General features: G+C 63.6%; 13 protein-coding genes. 8 read left to right on the forward strand and 5 right to left on the reverse strand.

All coding sequences use genetic code 11. The features are described from left to right. Positions 1 to 131: 131 nt before the first annotated feature. The 5 genes from DFR34_RS15885 to DFR34_RS15905 all read right to left on the reverse strand — a co-directional run bounded on the left by DFR34_RS15885 (position 132) and on the right by DFR34_RS15905 (position 6888). Positions 132 to 1400 carry a sigma-54-dependent transcriptional regulator gene (locus DFR34_RS15885; protein WP_110392138.1) on the reverse strand — a complete coding sequence of 423 codons (1269 nt, stop codon included), beginning with the start codon at positions 1398 to 1400 and terminating at the stop codon, positions 132 to 134. Next, on the reverse strand, positions 1400 to 3520 hold the full coding sequence (locus DFR34_RS15890; protein ID WP_110392139.1) for a sensor histidine kinase: 2121 nt from the start codon (positions 3518 to 3520) through the stop codon (positions 1400 to 1402). Before DFR34_RS15890 ends, DFR34_RS15885 begins: the two co-directional genes overlap by 1 nt. Beyond that, on the reverse strand, positions 3520 to 4140 hold the full coding sequence (locus tag DFR34_RS15895) for a DUF4390 domain-containing protein (protein WP_211309458.1): 621 nt from the start codon (positions 4138 to 4140) through the stop codon (positions 3520 to 3522). Before DFR34_RS15895 ends, DFR34_RS15890 begins: the two co-directional genes overlap by 1 nt. Next, positions 4103 to 5353, reverse strand: coding sequence for a 16S rRNA (cytosine(967)-C(5))-methyltransferase RsmB (gene rsmB, locus DFR34_RS15900; RefSeq protein ID WP_110392141.1), 1251 nt, complete (start codon positions 5351 to 5353; stop codon positions 4103 to 4105). The genes DFR34_RS15895 and rsmB overlap by 38 nt, the downstream gene beginning before the upstream one ends. Positions 5354 to 5646: 293 nt before the next feature. Next, positions 5647 to 6888 (reverse strand): tetratricopeptide repeat protein, encoded by a 1242-nt coding sequence (locus tag DFR34_RS15905; RefSeq protein WP_146215183.1) that lies wholly within the window; start codon positions 6886 to 6888, stop codon positions 5647 to 5649. 94 nt (positions 6889 to 6982) lie between these two features. Here DFR34_RS15905 and DFR34_RS15910 point away from each other — a divergent pair, with 94 nt between their 5' ends. The 8 genes from DFR34_RS15910 to DFR34_RS15945 all read left to right on the forward strand — a co-directional run bounded on the left by DFR34_RS15910 (position 6983) and on the right by DFR34_RS15945 (position 16615). Beyond that, the gene (locus DFR34_RS15910) at positions 6983 to 8299 is read left to right on the forward strand and encodes a FecR family protein (RefSeq protein WP_110392143.1); all 1317 of its coding nucleotides are present in this window, start codon (positions 6983 to 6985) and stop codon (positions 8297 to 8299) included. 196 nt (positions 8300 to 8495) lie between these two features. Then, a complete protein-coding gene (gene tkt, locus DFR34_RS15915; protein WP_110392144.1) occupies positions 8496 to 10481 on the forward strand; it encodes a transketolase in 1986 nt (661 codons plus the stop codon). 72 nt (positions 10482 to 10553) lie between these two features. After that, positions 10554 to 11564 (forward strand): type I glyceraldehyde-3-phosphate dehydrogenase, encoded by a 1011-nt coding sequence (gap, locus tag DFR34_RS15920; RefSeq protein ID WP_110392145.1) that lies wholly within the window; start codon positions 10554 to 10556, stop codon positions 11562 to 11564. 96 nt (positions 11565 to 11660) lie between these two features. Next, positions 11661 to 12839 (forward strand): phosphoglycerate kinase, encoded by a 1179-nt coding sequence (locus DFR34_RS15925; RefSeq protein ID WP_110392150.1) that lies wholly within the window; start codon positions 11661 to 11663, stop codon positions 12837 to 12839. 122 nt (positions 12840 to 12961) lie between these two features. Beyond that, positions 12962 to 13471, forward strand: a complete 510-nt coding sequence (locus DFR34_RS15930; RefSeq protein ID WP_110392146.1) for an SgcJ/EcaC family oxidoreductase — start codon at positions 12962 to 12964, stop codon at positions 13469 to 13471. 28 nt (positions 13472 to 13499) lie between these two features. Beyond that, on the forward strand, positions 13500 to 14135 hold the full coding sequence (locus DFR34_RS15935) for a LysE family translocator (RefSeq protein WP_110392147.1): 636 nt from the start codon (positions 13500 to 13502) through the stop codon (positions 14133 to 14135). Between the two features lie 140 nt (positions 14136 to 14275). After that, positions 14276 to 15340 (forward strand): class II fructose-bisphosphate aldolase, encoded by a 1065-nt coding sequence (gene fba, locus DFR34_RS15940; protein ID WP_110392148.1) that lies wholly within the window; start codon positions 14276 to 14278, stop codon positions 15338 to 15340. A gap of 282 nt (positions 15341 to 15622) precedes the next feature. Next, positions 15623 to 16615: an Abi family protein gene (locus tag DFR34_RS15945; protein WP_110392149.1), complete on the forward strand. Its 993-nt coding sequence runs from the start codon at positions 15623 to 15625 to the stop codon at positions 16613 to 16615. The last annotated feature ends 112 nt before the right edge of the window (positions 16616 to 16727 follow it).

The following is a 16727-nucleotide window of genomic DNA, read 5'->3' on the forward strand; positions in this document are numbered from 1 at the left end:
GTAGAGAGAGCAGACCAGAAAAACCAGCGTAGAAATACGACGTTAGCCGGCTTTTGGCCAATTTTTTTTGCAGATGGGCAAATTTGCCACAGTGATGTGCCCGGCGCGCAGAACGCACGCCGGGTAGGGAATCAGTCTTCGGCGCCACGCCGGCTGAATTTGACGCCCAATTGCTTGAGCTTGCGATACAAATGGGTGCGCTCCAGGCCGACTTTTTGCGCCACCCGGCTCATATTGCCGTTTTCCAGGCCAATGTGATACTCAAAGTAGCGCCGCTCCAGTTGCTCGCGCAGCTCGCGCAGCGGCAGATTAAAGTCAAAGCCGGATTCTTCTGGTGGTTTTTCCTGACGGAACTGCGCCAGCACTTTGTTGACTTCGGGCGCGTCGATGTCGTCGCTGTCGGCGGTGAGCGCCAGGCTTTTGATGATGCTGCGCAGTTGCTCCAGATTGCCCGGCCAGTCGTACTGGCGCAGGGCATTCAGCGCGGCAGTGGTCAGCCGGTGCGCCGGCACCTGTTTATTGTCGATCAGCTCGGCCAAAAGCTGCTGGGCCAGCTCGACGATGTCGTCGGCGTGCTCGCGCAGGCTGGGGATGGGCACAATCACGCTGGATAGCGCGGTCAGCAGGCGGTTGTCACAGGCGGGATCGACCAGCAGCTCTTGCAGCGGCCGGCTGCACGAACACACCAGGCGCACGTTGTAGCGCTCCAGCTTGGACAGCAGGAACAACAAGCCCTGTTGGGCGCGGCGCGGCTGGCTGCCGATGTCGGGCAGATACAGCACGCCGTTATTGGCCTTTTGCAGCAGTTCCAGCGGCGCGTCGGCCAGTTGCTCAGGCTTGTTCGGCGTCACCCATGGGGTGTTGGCCTGATGAAAAAAGCGGGCAACCAGCTCAAACCCTACGCCTGGTTCGCCAGTGAGCAAAATCGGCGACTTGACCGGCACCACGCGCTCCAGCGCGCGCTTGAGCTCGTGCACCACCGGGCTTTTGCCCAGACGATCCAGATTCAGCGCCTGATTGCCCTGCATATCGGCGTATTTCATCGCCCGCTGCACCGTGGTGAGCAGTTTTTGCAGGGCGATGGGTTTTTCCAGAAAATCAAACGCGCCGATGCGGGTGGCTTCGACGGCGGTGTCGATGCTGGCGTGGCCGGACATCATCACCACCGGCATGTTCAGCTGCCCGGCCTTGGCCCATTCCTTGAGCAAGGTCACCCCATCGCAATCGGGCATCCAGATGTCCAGCAATACCAGCGCTGGGCGGGTTTGGTTGCGCAGCTGGCGCGCCACTTCGGCGTTTTCCGCCAGCGCCACGGTGTAGCCTTCGTCCTGAAGGATTTCCGACAGCAGCTCGCGAATGCCGACTTCATCATCGACGATCAGAATATCGCTACTTCGCATCATGCCTCCGGGCAAGGCAGCGTAACGCAAATGCGGGCGCCGTGCGGGGTGACGTTGCCAACGGTAATGCTGCCATGGTGTTCCTCAATGATCTTCTTTACAACCGCCAGGCCTAGGCCGGTGCCCTTGGCCTTGCTGGTGACGTAGGGCTCGAAGGCACGCGGCAGGATCTCTGCAGCAAACCCTGGGCCATTGTCCTCCAGAGAGATGACGACCGCATCATTTTCTTGCTGGGCGCTAATGTGAATCATCGGCTGTTCAGCGTCAAGCACCGCGTCCTGGGCATTGACCAGCAGATTGTGCAACACCTGCCGCAATAACGTGGCGTCGCCGGCAATCCACAAGGGCTGCGCCGGCAGGCTGGCGCGCACCGCCGGGTTGGACTCGTACAGCGCCAGCACCTCGCGCATCAGGTGCGCCAGGTCCAGTCGCGCCAGTTGGGTTTTGGGCGCGCGGGCATAATCGCGGAACGCCTCGACCATGCCCTTGAGCGCGTTCACCTGCTCGACAATGGTGCGGGTGGCGCGCGCCAGCATATCAGCATCGTTGGGCGCCAGCTTGTCGGCCAGCTTCATTTGCAGCCGCTCGGCCGACAGCTGAATCGGCGTCAGCGGGTTGCGGATTTCATGCGCCAGCCGCTTGGCCACCTCGCCCCAGGCGGCGTCGCGCTGGGCGCGCGACAGGTCGGTGATGTCGTCAAACACCATCACAAAGCCATGGCCGGTTTTTTCTGGCAGGCGCACGCCGCGCGCCAGCAGGGTTTGCCCCAGCCGCTCGCCTTCCATGGCGACTTCGGCCTGCCAGTCGTCGCCCGGCGCATCGTCCGCGTGCGCCAGCGTGGCGTCCACCAGCGGGCTCAGCCGTGGCGCCAGCCGTGGCCAGTCGGGCAGCGGGTGTTCGGCCAGTTCGTCGATGCCCACGCCCAGAATGCGCTCGGCCGAGACATTGGCCGCAGTCAGCCGCCAGTGGCCGTCAAACGCCACCACGCCGGCGCTGAGGTTGACCAGGATGCTCTCCAGGTAGGCGTTGTTGGCTTCCAGCTCGGCGCGGCTGGCGTCGGTTTGCGCGCGCGCCTCGGCCAGTTGCTTGGTCATGCGGTTGAACATGGCGGTGAGCACACCCAGCTCGTCGCGGCTGTAAATCGGATGCTGACGCGAATAATCGCCCTGGGTCACCGCGCGCGTGCCGTCGGCCAGCGCGCCCAGTGGGGCAGACAGGCGGTCAGACAGATAAAACCCTAAACTCACCGCCCCCAGCAGGGTCACTACCAGGGTCAGGGCCAGGGTCAGCCGGTAAAAGCGCTTGAGCCCCTCGCGCGACAAGGCCAACTGGCGGTATTCGCTGCGGGTGGCGTCCACCAGCTCGGCGTCTTCGGCAATCTGCCGGGGCGCGGGCTGGCTCAGTTGTACGGTCAACCGCTCATTGTTAAAGCCCAGCGGGTAGGCCGGCAAGGCCACGCGCAGCACCATGCCGCGTCCGGCCAGGGTTTCGGTGGTGCGAAACGGCTGGCCATTGGCAATGCGCTCCAGCACTTCACGCGAGGGCGCTTGCGGCGGTTCGGCGCCCGCGCCTGGCTCGCCCGCAGCGGCGATCAGCTGGCCGTGACGGTCGAACACGGCGATTTCATGCACGCCCAGCTGATTGCGCAAGGCCGGCAGCTTGAGCGTGGCGCTCAGCGCCGGCGCCCCGTTCAGCTCGCGCGCCACTTGCTGGGCTTTGTAATCCAGATCGGTCAGCAGATAATCCAGCGCATTGCGCCCCAAGCTCAGGCCGCGATCCAGCCCGGCCTCCACGCGCACATCAAACCAGCTCTCGATGCTCTTGGTGAGAAACTGCACCGACACGGTGAACATCAAAATACCGGGCAAAATGGCCACCAGGGCAAACATCGCCACCATACGCAGGGTGAGCTTGGCGCCAAACACCTTGGCCTGGATTTTCTGGCGGATTTGCCACAGCTGACGGCCGATAAAGCCAATCAGGCCCACGGTCAGCAAGCTGGTCAGCGAAAAGATTTCCCAGTAATACTCGGCCAGGCGCGAGGTGTTGCCGGTGGATATCGCCAGCAGATACAGCAGAATCAGCCCCAACAGGGCGGTAGAAGCCAGCCAGACGCGCATCAGTGCTCTCCTTCCAGCGCCATCGGCGTCCAGTCGGATTCCAGTTTCCAGTCGGTGGCGCCCAGCGCCGACAGCTGAAACGGACGTGGCAACTGGCTGATGTCCAGACTCAGCCGCACTTCGCCAGCAAACTCGCTCAGCCGGCTTTTGCCCACCGCGGCCTTGCCCAGCACCCGCCAGCCGCGGATGGCGCCAATGGCAGCCAGGGCATCGTTCAAAGTGGGATAACTTTTGTACAGCGCGCCGCCCACCGACACCCGCCAGGTTTGCGTCAAGCTGTGAAACGACAATTTGTATTGCTGCTCGGCGGTGGGCTCAAAACCGCCGCTCAACTGCTGCCACCAGGCATACAGGCGGGGGCGGTTCAGGCGAAACTGCAAGCGAAACGCCAGCGGCACGCCTTCGTCCAGCGCGTCGCTGAGGGTGGGGTTGAGCTGGATGGCAAAGCGGGTATTGGCCACCAGATAGCCATCCTGCAAGGCCAGGCTGGCCAGCCGGGGATTAATGCCCTCGGCGCGACTGGGCAGCGCCACCAGCCACAGGCTGATGGCCAGCGCCAACCAAACCAGCCAGCGGGCGGGCTCAGGTTTTGCGGATGAGCGCGTAATAAAAGCCATCATGGTTTTCGTCGGGCAACAGCTGAATGTCGCGTTCCAGCTCGGCATTGACGTGCCGAGTCAGAAAGGCGTCGATCTGACGGCGGTTTTCAGTCGGAAAGATCGAGCAGGTGGCGTACAGCATCTTGCCGCCCGGCGCCACCAGCGCCCACAGCGCATCGGCCAGCGCGCCCTGCTGGCGGCCCAGCGAGGGAATGTCAGTCGGCCGGCGCGTCCATTTGATGTCCGGGTGGCGGCGCGCCACGCCCGAGGCCGAGCACGGCACATCGGCCAGCACGCGGTCGAACATCTGGCCATCCCACCAGGCCTTGGGCCGGCTGGCGTCGCCGGTCAGACAGCGCGCGCTCAGGCCCAGACGGGTGAGGTTGCTTTGCACCCGTTGCAGGCGGTGGGCGTCGTTATCCACCGCGGTCAGATCCAGTTGGGCGCGCTCCAGCAGATGGCAGGTTTTGCCCCCCGGTGCGGCGCAGGCGTCCAGCACGCGCATGCCGTCGGCCACTTCCAGCCAGTCGGCGGCCAGTTGTGCGCCGGCATCCTGCACCGACACATCGCCCTCGGCAAAACCGGGCAATTTATCCACCGGCACCGGCTTGACCAGACGCACGGCATCGCCCTCCAGCACCACACCTTCCAGGCCGGCCTCTTGCAGGCGAGTCAGCCAGTCGGCCACGCTGAGGCGGCGGCGATTGACGCGCACGGTCATCGGCGGGTGCTGATTGCTGGCGGTGAGAATGGCTTTCCAGTCTTTTGGATAAGCCTGCTGCACTGCGCCCACCCACCAATCCGGGTGATTCCAGAAGGCCGTCGGCTCGCGGCGCAGCGCGGCGGCCAGTTCGTCGTGACGGCGCTGGAAGTTGCGCAGCACGGCATTGGTCAGCCCCTTGAGCCGACCACCTTCGTGGGCGGTGGCCACGCGCACGGCGTGGTCGACAATGGCGTAGGGCGCGGCCTGGGTGTGCTCCAGCTGATACAGGGCAACAATCAGCAGACGGTCGATGTGGCTGTCGGTCAGCGGTCGGCTCAGCAGCTTGTCCAGCGCGCCGCGCAGCCAGCCGTAGTGACGCAGCGCGCCATGGGTGATGTCCATCACCGCCGCCCGCTCGGCCGGGGCCAGCGCAGGATGCTGACGCCAGGCAGTGGCCAGCGTGTCGGTCAGGTTCTTGCCCGACAGCACGGTGTCGAGAATATGGGCGGCGAGGGTCTGGATGGTTTGCATGATGTGAAAACCGCCACGGCAACGCGTGGCGGCGGGGATGTTGAATCAGCCGGATTGTAGCCGAAACCGGGCCAGGGCGCGCGGTTTCGCCGCCAAACCCGCACAACAAACCCGGATATCTCCTGACGCTGAACAAAGCAGGCGTGTGCACTGCATCAGGCGGGTTTGGTCAGTGACGCAAGAAGCGCGCACAAAATGCAGCGCAGCGTTCCTGGCTAGGCATGCGAGCGCAGACAGTGCACGTCGCACGGCAAGCTCGCATAACAACGCCAGGAGGGTTTTGTGAGCCGCGTTTAGCGGCCAAACTGCCATTGCCAGCCCAACTGCCAGGCGCGGCTTTGATATTCAAACAGCGAGATATTCTCGCGGTTGCGCACGCCCCGGTATTCCAGATACAGCGCCTGCTGTTTGGTCAGCTCATACCACAGGGTGGCGCGGGTGAGTTGGGTGTACTGGCGGCGCGCCACGTCGATCAGGCCGGGTGAATAGGCTTGTGCACCGGCCCAGTTTTGATACTGCCAGCTCAACTCGCCCAGCCAGCCCCCTCCCAGCAGGGCGCGGGCGTTCAGGCTGGCAAACACCCCATGACGGTCACCGCCAGCGCGTTCGTGGCTGCCCACGTCCAGGCCGTAGCCAGCGCTGCCTTGCACCCACAATGGCCCATGCTGGAGGGAGAGCACGGCGCGGCTTTCCCACAGGCTGGCATCAAAATGCGAGCGCGACGGATAAACCACATGGCTGAAGCTGTTCAGCCAGCCCAGCTGCCAACCGGTTGGCAGCGCCAGCGGCGGGGCCAGCCAGCCGCTGATGGTGGCGTAACGTTGATAGCTTTCGCCGCCCAGGCGGGTGAGGCCAACGCTGGCGCCCAGCCGTGCGTCCCAACGGCCCAGCCGCCAGGGGCGCTCGGCGCCCAGCAGGGCGGATTCGCTGTCGTAACGGCGCTGGGTGTCGTAGCGGCGGCTTTGCAGTTGGGCATAGCCTTGCCAGCCATTGCTCAGGCCGCTGACCGCGCCGTCCAGGGTGATCTGGTTAAAGCGGTCGCGGTGCGGGGTGAACTCAGGCGACAGCACCAGATTCAACACACTGCTGCCCTGGCCGATAGAGAAATTGGGGTTGCTGGCGCCCTGGTTGGCGTTGCTGTCGCTGCCACGCCCCAGCTTGAGCCGGCCTTCCCAGCGCGCCGATGGCCCATGGCAGCCCTTGGCGCGTTGCAGGGCGATGATTTCGCGGATGCCGGGCGGCGGATCAAAACGCGCCTCAATGGCATCAAACAGCAATTCGGCCTCGCTGGCATTGCCCAGGCCACATTGCAGAATGGCCAGATCCAGCCAGGCGCCGGCATGTTCGGGTTCGCGCGCCACCAGGCGGCGCAAGGCCTCGCCGGCCTCTTCGTAGCGACCGTCGATCAGCGGCTGCATGGCGTCGAGATAGGGATTGTCGCTGCCAGCCCCGTCATCGGCGCGCACCATGCCAGCGGCCAGCGCCAATAGCGCTAAGCCCATGATGCGGCAGGCAAGTTTTCCGTGTCGGGTCACACCCAAAATGCTATCCTGTCAAATGTATATGTATTGCGCGTTGCCGGTTCTGGGCCCGGCCACACCGACAGCGTGATGTCCAGGGAGATTCAGCATGTTCAAGCAAACCCATGTCCGCAATCTGTGTGCCTTGGCCCTGTGGGGTCTGGCGGCATCTGCCTGGGCAGATGAAGCCGGCAAGGTGGTGCTCAGCGTGGGCGAGGTGCGCGTGCAGGGTCAGGCGGTCAAGGCCGGCCACAGCGTGCAGGCTGGCGACCGCCTCAGCACGGGCGCCGATGGCTATGTCTACATCAAGACCGTGGACAACGGTTTTTTGATCCTGCGGCCCAATAGCGACGCCAGCATTATCGCCTATCAGGCGGATTCACACACCCCGGCCAATAGCCGCTTCAAATTTGAATTGCGTGAGGGGGTGGCGCGCAGCATCTCCGGTCAGGCGGTGAAAAACGCCCGGCAGAACTTCCGCTTCAACACCCCGGTGGCCGCCATTGGTGTGCGGGGCACCGACTTTACCGTATTTACCGATGCGCAGACCACTCGCATTGCCGTACTGTCCGGCGGCGTGGTGGTCAGCGGTTTTGGCCAGGGTTGTGCGCCGGAAGGCGGCGGACCGTGCGAAACGCCGTACAGCCGCGAGCTGTTTGCCAACCAGCAACGTGATGGCGTCTTGCAGGTCAGCCGTGGCCAACTGGCGCCAGAGCTGCTGCGCGGCAAGGCGCTGTCGCCGGATGCCACCACGCCGCCACTGCCGGATGAATCCGGCAAGATCAAGGCCGGTAGTCGCCACAACACCTCGGACGCCAACCCGGACACCACCAGCTTGGCGCCGCTGAAGCTGGCCGAGCTGGACAAAGCCTCCAGCCTGATGGTGACACCGACGCCGGTTGCGACGCCGCAGGGCCCAGCCGCCATTGCCTGGGGGCGCTGGCAAGGCGTGGCTGAGCAGGGCGCCAACCTGAATCTGGCCGATTTGATGAGCAAGGATTACCGCGTCAGCGTGCTGACCGGCGACTATGCGTTGCTGCGCCATCAAAGCGCCACTTGGCAGGTGCCGTACGGTGGGGCCGAGTTTGGCTTGCAGGGGTCGATGGCCCAGGTGCAGCGCGATGGCGTCAGCCAGCTGGCCAATGTGGAAAACGCCCGGTTGTGGGTGGATTTCGAGCGCAGCCGGTTTGGCACCCGCTTTGACCTGACCGCCGCCAATCTGCGCGTGGGCTTGCAGGCGCAGGGCAATGTCGGCAGCGACGGCACCTTCAGCAACCCGTCTCAGTATCTGGATGGCAACAATATGGTGGTGCAGGGGGTCATGGCCAATGGCGCGCTGGGCAAGGTGTTTGCCGGCTATACCTTCCAGTCGCGGCTGGACGCCAACACCGTGGCCAGCGGCGTGACCCTGTGGGGCAGCAAATAGCCCGCCTTGCCCGGTTTTTTGGCTGGTTTTGCCATGGCGTCCGCCCTTTGGGTGGGCGCCATGTGTGTTTTTGGGCCGGCCATGGCGCATTGGCCTATGCAGCAAAGTTGCCGCCCATGGCCGCTATCGGCGATAATCGCATGATTTTGTTACCGGCTTTGCCAGCCGCCACTCAAGCACACGAGGTTCGTATTTCATGGTCTCCCGCAGCGATCTTGCCAACGCCATCCGTGTCCTCTCCATGGATGCCGTGCAGAAAGCCAACTCCGGTCACCCCGGCATGCCGATGGGCATGGCTGATATTGCCGAAGCCCTCTGGCGCCACCACCTGAAGCACAGCCCGGCCAACCCCGGCTGGTTTGACCGCGACCGCTTTGTGCTGTCCAACGGCCATGGCTCGATGCTGCTGTACAGCCTCTTGCACCTGTCCGGCTACGACCTGTCGATTGACGACCTGAAAGCCTTCCGTCAGTGGCACAGCAAAACTCCTGGCCATCCGGAATACCGCTACGCGCCGGGCGTGGAAACCACCACCGGCCCGCTGGGCCAGGGCATCACCAACGCGGTGGGCATGGCGCTGGCGGAAAAAGTCCTGGCGGCTGAATTCAACCGCGACGGCCACGCCATTGTCGATCACCACACCTGGGTGTTCCTGGGTGATGGCTGCCTGATGGAAGGCATCTCGCACGAAGCCTGCTCGCTGGCCGGCACCTGGGGCCTGGGCAAGCTGATTGCCTTCTACGACGACAACGGCATCTCGATTGATGGCGATGTGGAAGGCTGGTTCACCGACGACACCGTCAAGCGCTTTGAGGCCTATGGCTGGCAAGTGATTCCGGCCATCGACGGCCACGACTTTGCCGCGCTGGACACCGCCATCGCCGCCGCCAAGGCCGATACTGCCCGCCCGACGCTGATCTGCTGCCGCACCAAAATCGGCAAGGGTGCGCCCAATAAAGAAGGCGGCCACGATGTGCACGGCGCGCCGCTGGGCGACGCCGAAATCGCCGCCACCCGCGCCCATCTGAACTGGCCGCACGCGCCGTTCGAGATTCCGGCCGACATCGCCAGCGCCTGGAACGCCCGCGAAGCCGGCGCCGCGAGCGAAGCCGCATGGACTGAGCGCTTTGCCGCCTACCGCGCCGCCTTCCCGGCCGAAGCCGCCGAGTTCGAGCGCCGCATGCGCGGCGAACTGCCGGCCAACTGGGCTGCACACGCCGCCGCCGCGATTGAAAAAATCAACGCCAAGGGCGAAACCATCGCCACCCGCAAGGCCTCGCAGAACGCCATCGAAGCCTTTGCCCCGGCGCTGCCCGAACTGCTGGGCGGCTCGGCCGACCTGGCCAGCTCCAACCTGACCCTGTGGAGCGGCTCCAAGGGCGTCAGCCGCGAGCAAGGCGGCAACTATGTGTATTACGGCGTGCGCGAATTCGGCATGGCCGCCATCATGAACGGCGCCACCCTGCACGGCGGCTTCAAGCCCTACGGCGCCACCTTCCTGATGTTCAGCGAATACGCCCGCAATGCCCTGCGCATGGCGGCGCTGATGAAGATCAACCCGATTTTTGTCTTTACCCACGACTCGATCGGTCTGGGCGAAGACGGCCCGACCCACCAGCCGGTCGAGCAAACCGCCACCCTGCGTCTGATCCCGAACATGGACACCTGGCGTCCGGCTGACACGGTGGAATCCGCCGTGGCCTGGCAGGCCGCCATCGAACGTCAGGATGGCCCGTCCACGCTGATTTTCAGCCGGCAAAACCTGCCCTTCCTCAGCCGCGACGCCGAGCAAATCGCCGCCATCCGTCGCGGCGGCTATGTGCTGCGCGAGGCGGACAAGGCCCGCGCCGTGCTGATCGCCACCGGCTCGGAAGTCGAGCTGGCGCTGAAAGCCCAGGCCCTGCTGGCCGAAGAAGGCATTGCCGTGCGCGTGGTTTCCATGCCGTCCACCAATGTGTTCGACCGCCAGGACAAGGCCTATATCGCCTCGGTGCTGCCGGCGGGCCTGCCGCGCGTGGCGGTGGAAGCCGGCGTGTCCGACTTCTGGCGCAAGTATGTCGGCCTGGAAGGCGGCGTGGTTGGTCTGGACCACTTTGGCGAATCCGCCCCGGCCAAGCAGTTGTTCGAAGCCTTTGGCTTCACCGCGGCCAATGTCGCCCAGACCGTGAAGTCCGTGCTCTGAGTTTTACCTGATCCCCTGATGGCCCGCGCAGGACGCGGGCCGCGCCATCCCGATTCACAGGAGAATAGTTTCATGTCCATCCGCATCGCCATCAACGGTTACGGTCGCATTGGTCGTCAAGTGCTGCGCGCCATCTACGAAAACAATCTGCGCAATGAATTCGAAGTGGTGGCGGTCAACGCCTCCGGCGACCTGGCCACCAACGCCCACCTGACCCAATTCGACACCGTGCACGGCCGCTTTAACGCCCAGGTCAGCCACGACGAGAAAAGCCTGGTGATCAATGGCGATGTGATTCCGTTCTTCTCCACCCGCAACCCGGCCGAACTGCCGTGGGGCGAGCTGAAGGTGGATCTGGTGCTGGAATGCACCGGCGCCTTCACCAGCAAGGAAAAATGCCAGGCCCACATCACCGCCGGCGCCAAGAAGGTGCTGATCTCCGCGCCGGGCGGCGATGATGTGGACGCCACCATTGTTTACGGCGTCAACCACAATGTGCTGACCGCCGACATGACCGTGGTCTCCAACGCCTCCTGCACCACCAATTGCCTGGCTCCGGTGGCCAAGGCGCTGAACGATGGCCTGGGCATCGTCAAGGGCCTGATGACCACCATCCACGCCTTCACCAACGACCAGGTGCTGACCGACGTGCGCCACAAGGATCTGCGTCGCGCCCGCAGCGCCACCCAGAACATGATCCCGACCAAAACCGGCGCCGCCAAGGCCGTCGGCCTGGTGCTGCCGGAAATGAACGGCAAGCTGGATGGCTTTGCCGTGCGCGTGCCGACCATCAATGTCTCGCTGGTTGACCTGACCTTCGAAGCCGGCCGCGCCACCACCGTGGCCGAAGTGAACCAGATCGTCAAAGCCGCCGCCGAAGGCCCGATGAAGGGCGTGCTGGGCTACAACGTGCTGCCGCTGGTGTCGATGGACTTCAACCACACCTCGGAAGCCTCGCACTTTGACTCCACCCTGACCAAGGTCTCCAACGGCAATATGGTCAAGGTGCTGGCCTGGTACGACAACGAATGGGGCTTCTCCTGCCAGATGCTGAACACCGCCCGCGCGATGTTCGCCGCCTGAGAATCCGGCCCGGCGCGCCACCTGTGAGCGGGTGGCGCGGTTTTCTCTTCGCCGTTGCCGGGTGGACCCGGCAACGGCGTTGCCACGGAATGCATGATGAAATTCAAGAAACTCACTGACCAGGCGCTGGCCGGCAAGCGCGTGCTGATCCGCGTGGACATGAACGTGCCGGTGAAAAACGGCGTGATCGGCGACGACACCCGCATCCGCGCCTCGCTGGCCTCGATCCAGCACGCCCTGTACAACGGCGCCGCCGTGATCCTGATGACCCACCTGGGCCGCCCGACCGAAGGCGAACCCAAGCCGGAAGACAGCCTGGCTCCGGTGGCCGCCCGCCTGGGCGAGCTGCTGAACAAGCCGGTGCCGGTGGTGGCCGACTGGCAAGCTGGCCTCAGCCTGAATGCTGGCGATGTGGTGATGCTGGAAAACGTGCGCCTGAACAAGGGCGAAAAGAAAAACAACGAAGACCTCGGCCGCGCCTACGCCGCGCTGTGCGATGTGTTCGTCAACGACGCCTTTGGCACCGCCCACCGCGCCGAAGCCTCCACCCACGCCGTGGCCAAGTTTGCCCCGCTGGCCTGCGCCGGCATTCTGCTGGCCGCCGAGCTGGACGCGCTGGGCAAGGCGCTGGAAGCCCCGGCTCGCCCGCTGGTGGCGATTGTCGCCGGCTCCAAGGTGTCCACCAAGCTGACCATCCTGGAAGCCCTGGCCGACAAGGTGGATCAACTGATCGTCGGCGGCGGCATCGCCAACACCTTCCTGCTGGCCGAAGGCAAGGCCATCGGCAAGAGCCTGGCCGAAGCCGAACTGGTGGGCGAGGCGCAAAAAGTCATCGCCAAGATCAAGGCCCACGGCGGCGCCGTGCCGCTGCCCAGCGATGTGGTGGTGGCCCCGGAATTCTCGGAAAACGCCGACGACACCCTGAAATCGGTGAGCGATGTCACCAAGGAAGACATGATCCTCGACATCGGCCCGCAATCGGCACAAGAACTGGCCGACATCGTCGCCAAGGCCGGCACCGTGGTGTGGAACGGCCCGGTGGGCGTGTTCGAGTTTGATCAGTTTGCCAGCGGCACGCAAACACTGGCCAAGGCGATTGCCGACAGCCCGGCGTTTTCGATTGCCGGCGGCGGCGACACCCTGGCCGCCATCGCCAAGTTTGGCGTGACCGACAAAATCAGCTACATCTCCACCGGCGGCGGCGCCTTCCTGGAATTCCTGGAAGGCAAAGAACTGCCCGCCGTGGCGATTCTGGCGGAACGCGCCGACAGTTAAGCCTGCGCGTGTTGGCCGGGCTTTGGCCCGGCCAGCTTGCCTGATGTCCGCCCCGCGCCAGCCGCGCGGACATCAGGCAAGCTGGTTTCACCCCACCCGCAAACACCGAACAGGAGACGCCGATGATTCGCTTCACCCGCACCCTTGCCGCTGCCGCCGCTGCCGCCTTGCTCAGCACAGCCTGCGTGAATGTGACCGTGCATTCTGGCCAGGGCCATATGCCCGCGATGCAGGGCAAACACGCCGGCAACGAAGCCGAGATCGCCGCCCTGTTCGATCGCTGGAACGCCTCGCTGGCCACCGGCAACCCGGACGACGTCGCCGCCAACTACGCGGCGGACGCCATCCTGCTGCCCACCGTGTCCAATAAGGTGCGCCACAACCACGCCGAAATTCGCGATTATTTTGTCCACTTCCTGGAGAAAAAACCCAAGGGCAAGATTGTCGAGCGCAATATCCGCTTCCCGGCGCCGAATGTGGCGATTGACTCGGGCTTGTACGTGTTCGACACCACCGGCGGTCAGGTGCCGGCGCGCTACACCTTTGTTTACCGCAAAGTCGGCGGAACCTGGCTGATTGCCGAGCATCACTCGTCGGCCATGCCGGAAAAACCAGGCGCCAAGGCGCACTGATTATTGCTGAACCACGAAAGCCCTGCCCATGCCCTTGTCCACCTGGCTGATTTACTTCGCCACCGTGCTGGTGGTGTCCGCCACCCCCGGCCCGAACATGCTGCTGGCCATGACCCACGGCATCCGCTTTGGCCTGCGCCGCACCACGCCCACCCTGCTGGGTCTGCTATTGGCGCTGGCGCTGATCATGGGCTTGTCCGCCGCCGGGCTGGGCGCGCTGCTGGTGACATCAGAATGGCTGTTTGGCCTGGTCAAGTATGCTGGCGCCGCCTATCTGCTGTGGCTGGGGATCAAAACCTGGCGCAGCCAGCCGCAGGCGCTGGCCGAAGGTGAAGCGGAAGCACAGGCCGGCAGCGGCTGGGCCGGGTTTCGCACCGGCTTTCTGGTGGCGATGAGCAACCCGAAAGCCATTGTGTTTTTTACCGCGCTGTTTCCGCAGTTCATGGACCCGGCCCAGCCGCAAGGCCCGCAACTGCTGATTTTGGCGGCGACGTTTTTTGTGATTGAAACCAGCTGGCAATGCGCCTACGCCGCAGGCGGCGCCCGGCTGAAAGCCTGGCTGAACAGCCCGCGCCGACTCAAGCTGATGAACCGGGTGGCCGGCGGTTCGTTTATCGCCGCTGGCGTGGCGCTGACCCGCGCCAGCAGCCAGGCCCACGCCTGACGCTGTTTTCGCCACTCACCACACTCAGCGAAATGGATTCAACAAGCCGCCCAGAGGCCAACCCGCCTCGCCAGAGCGGCGCACCTGTTTTAACCGCGCGGCCCCCTCGCCGCGCCATTTGATTTTTTGGAGAGACATCCATGGCACTCGTTTCCATGCGCCAACTGCTCGACCACGCGGCAGAATTCAGCTACGGCCTGCCGGCCTTCAACGTCAACAACCTGGAGCAAATGCGCGCCATCATGGAAGCAGCCGACAAGTGCGACGCCCCGGTGATCGTGCAAGCCTCTGCCGGCGCGCGCAAATACGCTGGCGCGCCCTTTCTGCGCCACCTGATCCTGGCCGCCGTGGAAGAATTTCCGCACATCCCGGTGGTGATGCACCAGGACCACGGCACCAGCCCGGACGTGTGCCAACGCTCGATCCAGCTGGGCTTTAGCTCGGTGATGATGGACGGCTCGCTGAAATCCGACGGCAAAACCCCGGCCGACTACGCCTATAACGCCGAAGTCACCCGCACCGTGGTGAACTTCTCCCACGCCTGCGGCGTGTCGGTGGAAGGCGAAATCGGCTGCCTGGGCAGCCTGGAAACCGGCATGGCCGGCGAAGAAGACGGCGTGGGCGCCGAAGGCGTGCTGGACCACAGCCAACTGCTGACCGACCCGGAAGAAGCCGCCCAGTTTGTCAAAGACACTGGCGTGGACGCGCTGGCCATCGCCATCGGCACCAGCCACGGCGCGTACAAATTCACCAAAAAGCCCACTGGCGACGTGCTGCGCATCGACCGCATCAAGGAAATCCACGCCCGCATCCCCAACACCCACCTGGTGATGCACGGCAGCTCCAGCGTGCCGCAAGAATGGCTGGCCATCATCAATGAATTTGGCGGCGACCTGGGCGAAACCTACGGCGTGCCGGTGGAAGAAATCGTCGAAGGCATCAAGCACGGCGTGCGCAAGGTGAACATCGACACCGACCTGCGCCTGGCCAGCACCGGCGCCATCCGTCGCTTTCTGGCGCAAAACCCGAAAGAATTCGACCCGCGCAAATACCTGAAAGTCTCCACCGACGCCATGCGCGACATCTGCATCGCCCGCTACGAAGCGTTTGGCGCATGTGGCCAAGCCGCCAAGATCAAGCCGGTGAGCCTGGACGCCATGGCCAATCTGTACCTGAAGGGCCAATTGGCGCAGATCGTGAAGTAAGCCCTAGCCGCCAGTCACGTTGAAGCACAAGGCTCATGCGCCACGAAGAGTCTCTCGCCGCATTACACCGAGTCATTCCCGCGCAGGCGGGAATCCAGGCGTGCCCACCGCGTACAGCGGTCTAAGCACCCGCCAGTCGGTTCTGAATCATGGTGACTGGCTACGGCAATAAAAAAAGCGCGACGAAGGATTTCGTCGCGCTTTTTGTTGGGTGTGTGGGTTATTTGTCAGAATGGGCATTGTTGAGGTGGATTAAACCGTACACCGCGAAGGATATGACTCATGAGCTATGCCAAACCCTGGAAAAGCTACGCTGATCAACTGAATCAATTGATCGACCGGGGCATGGTCGTCACCGACCGAGATCGTGCGCTGGATTACTTGAAGCGCATAGGCTACTACCGCCTGAGCGGCTACTGGTTTGCGTTCCGTGAACGCAGCGCCCCCTTGTGTCTGTTGGATGGACAGGGCCGCAAGCCGAAGAAGGTGCGCGAAGAACGCATCGCCCTTGATCTCTTTCGGGCTGGGACCACCTTTCAAAATGCGGTGGACCTATACGTGTTCGACAAGCAGCTTCGGCTACTGGTGATGGATGCCCTGGAACGCATCGAAGTGGCGTTGCGTGTGGATGTGTCCCACACTTTGGGTCAGCTGGACCGCTTTGCCTACCTCAAGCCCGAGCTGTTTCACGACGAGTTCAGCGTCAAGCTGGACAAGGATTCCGGCGTCACCCGGCACCACGAGTGGCTGAGCAAGCACGCGCAGTTGATCGGCCGCTCCAAAGAAGAATTCGTTCGGCACAATCGGACGAAATATGGCCTACCGCTGGCGATCTGGGTGGCCTGCGAGGTGTGGGATTTCGGCACGCTTTCGACGTTGTTCAACGGAATGCGCACGACGGAGCAAGATGCGATTGCCAGCCAATACGGCATCAGTGATGGCCGGGTGTTCGCGACATGGCTGCGTAGCCTCAACTACCTGCGCAATGTCTGCGCACACCACAGTCGTCTTTGGAATCGGAATATCGTTGACCAGCCGCGCTTGCCGTCATCTGCTGAACTGGCCTGGATGACTCCGTTTGAGAGCGATACGCACGCACGGGCACGCTGTTTCTTGCTCTTGCGCATCACCCGACATTTGTTAGAGGTCATCAATCCACGGTCGAGTTGGCCTGGCCGGCTCAAGGCACATCTGCATGCCTTTCCCGATCTGTCTCACCTTGGATTGAACCTGAAAGGCATGGGCGTGCCCGATGGCTGGGAGGCCGACTGGTGAGCACAGGCAATAAAAAAGGGTATCCGGAATCCACTGTTGAACGATATTTGCGAGGCGCGCCTATACTCTGGGCGTACTTCGGAATTGACTGTTGAAACGTCGTACGCTACCA

Source organism: Rivihabitans pingtungensis, assembly GCF_003201855.1.
Lineage (GTDB): Bacteria > Pseudomonadota > Gammaproteobacteria > Burkholderiales > Aquaspirillaceae > Rivihabitans > Rivihabitans pingtungensis.

Coding starts and splice junctions, on each gene's coding strand:
- DFR34_RS15885 (WP_110392138.1), bottom strand. CDS start 1,400: ATGCGAAGTAGCGATATTCTGATCGTCGATGATGAAGTCGGCATTCGC.
- DFR34_RS15890 (WP_110392139.1), bottom strand. CDS start 3,520: ATGCGCGTCTGGCTGGCTTCTACCGCCCTGTTGGGGCTGATTCTGCTG.
- DFR34_RS15895 (WP_211309458.1), bottom strand. CDS start 4,140: ATGATGGCTTTTATTACGCGCTCATCCGCAAAACCTGAGCCCGCCCGC.
- rsmB (WP_110392141.1), bottom strand. CDS start 5,353: ATGCAAACCATCCAGACCCTCGCCGCCCATATTCTCGACACCGTGCTG.
- DFR34_RS15910 (WP_110392143.1), top strand. CDS start 6,983: ATGTTCAAGCAAACCCATGTCCGCAATCTGTGTGCCTTGGCCCTGTGG.
- tkt (WP_110392144.1), top strand. CDS start 8,496: ATGGTCTCCCGCAGCGATCTTGCCAACGCCATCCGTGTCCTCTCCATG.
- gap (WP_110392145.1), top strand. CDS start 10,554: ATGTCCATCCGCATCGCCATCAACGGTTACGGTCGCATTGGTCGTCAA.
- DFR34_RS15925 (WP_110392150.1), top strand. CDS start 11,661: ATGAAATTCAAGAAACTCACTGACCAGGCGCTGGCCGGCAAGCGCGTG.
- DFR34_RS15930 (WP_110392146.1), top strand. CDS start 12,962: ATGATTCGCTTCACCCGCACCCTTGCCGCTGCCGCCGCTGCCGCCTTG.
- DFR34_RS15935 (WP_110392147.1), top strand. CDS start 13,500: ATGCCCTTGTCCACCTGGCTGATTTACTTCGCCACCGTGCTGGTGGTG.
- fba (WP_110392148.1), top strand. CDS start 14,276: ATGGCACTCGTTTCCATGCGCCAACTGCTCGACCACGCGGCAGAATTC.
- DFR34_RS15945 (WP_110392149.1), top strand. CDS start 15,623: ATGAGCTATGCCAAACCCTGGAAAAGCTACGCTGATCAACTGAATCAA.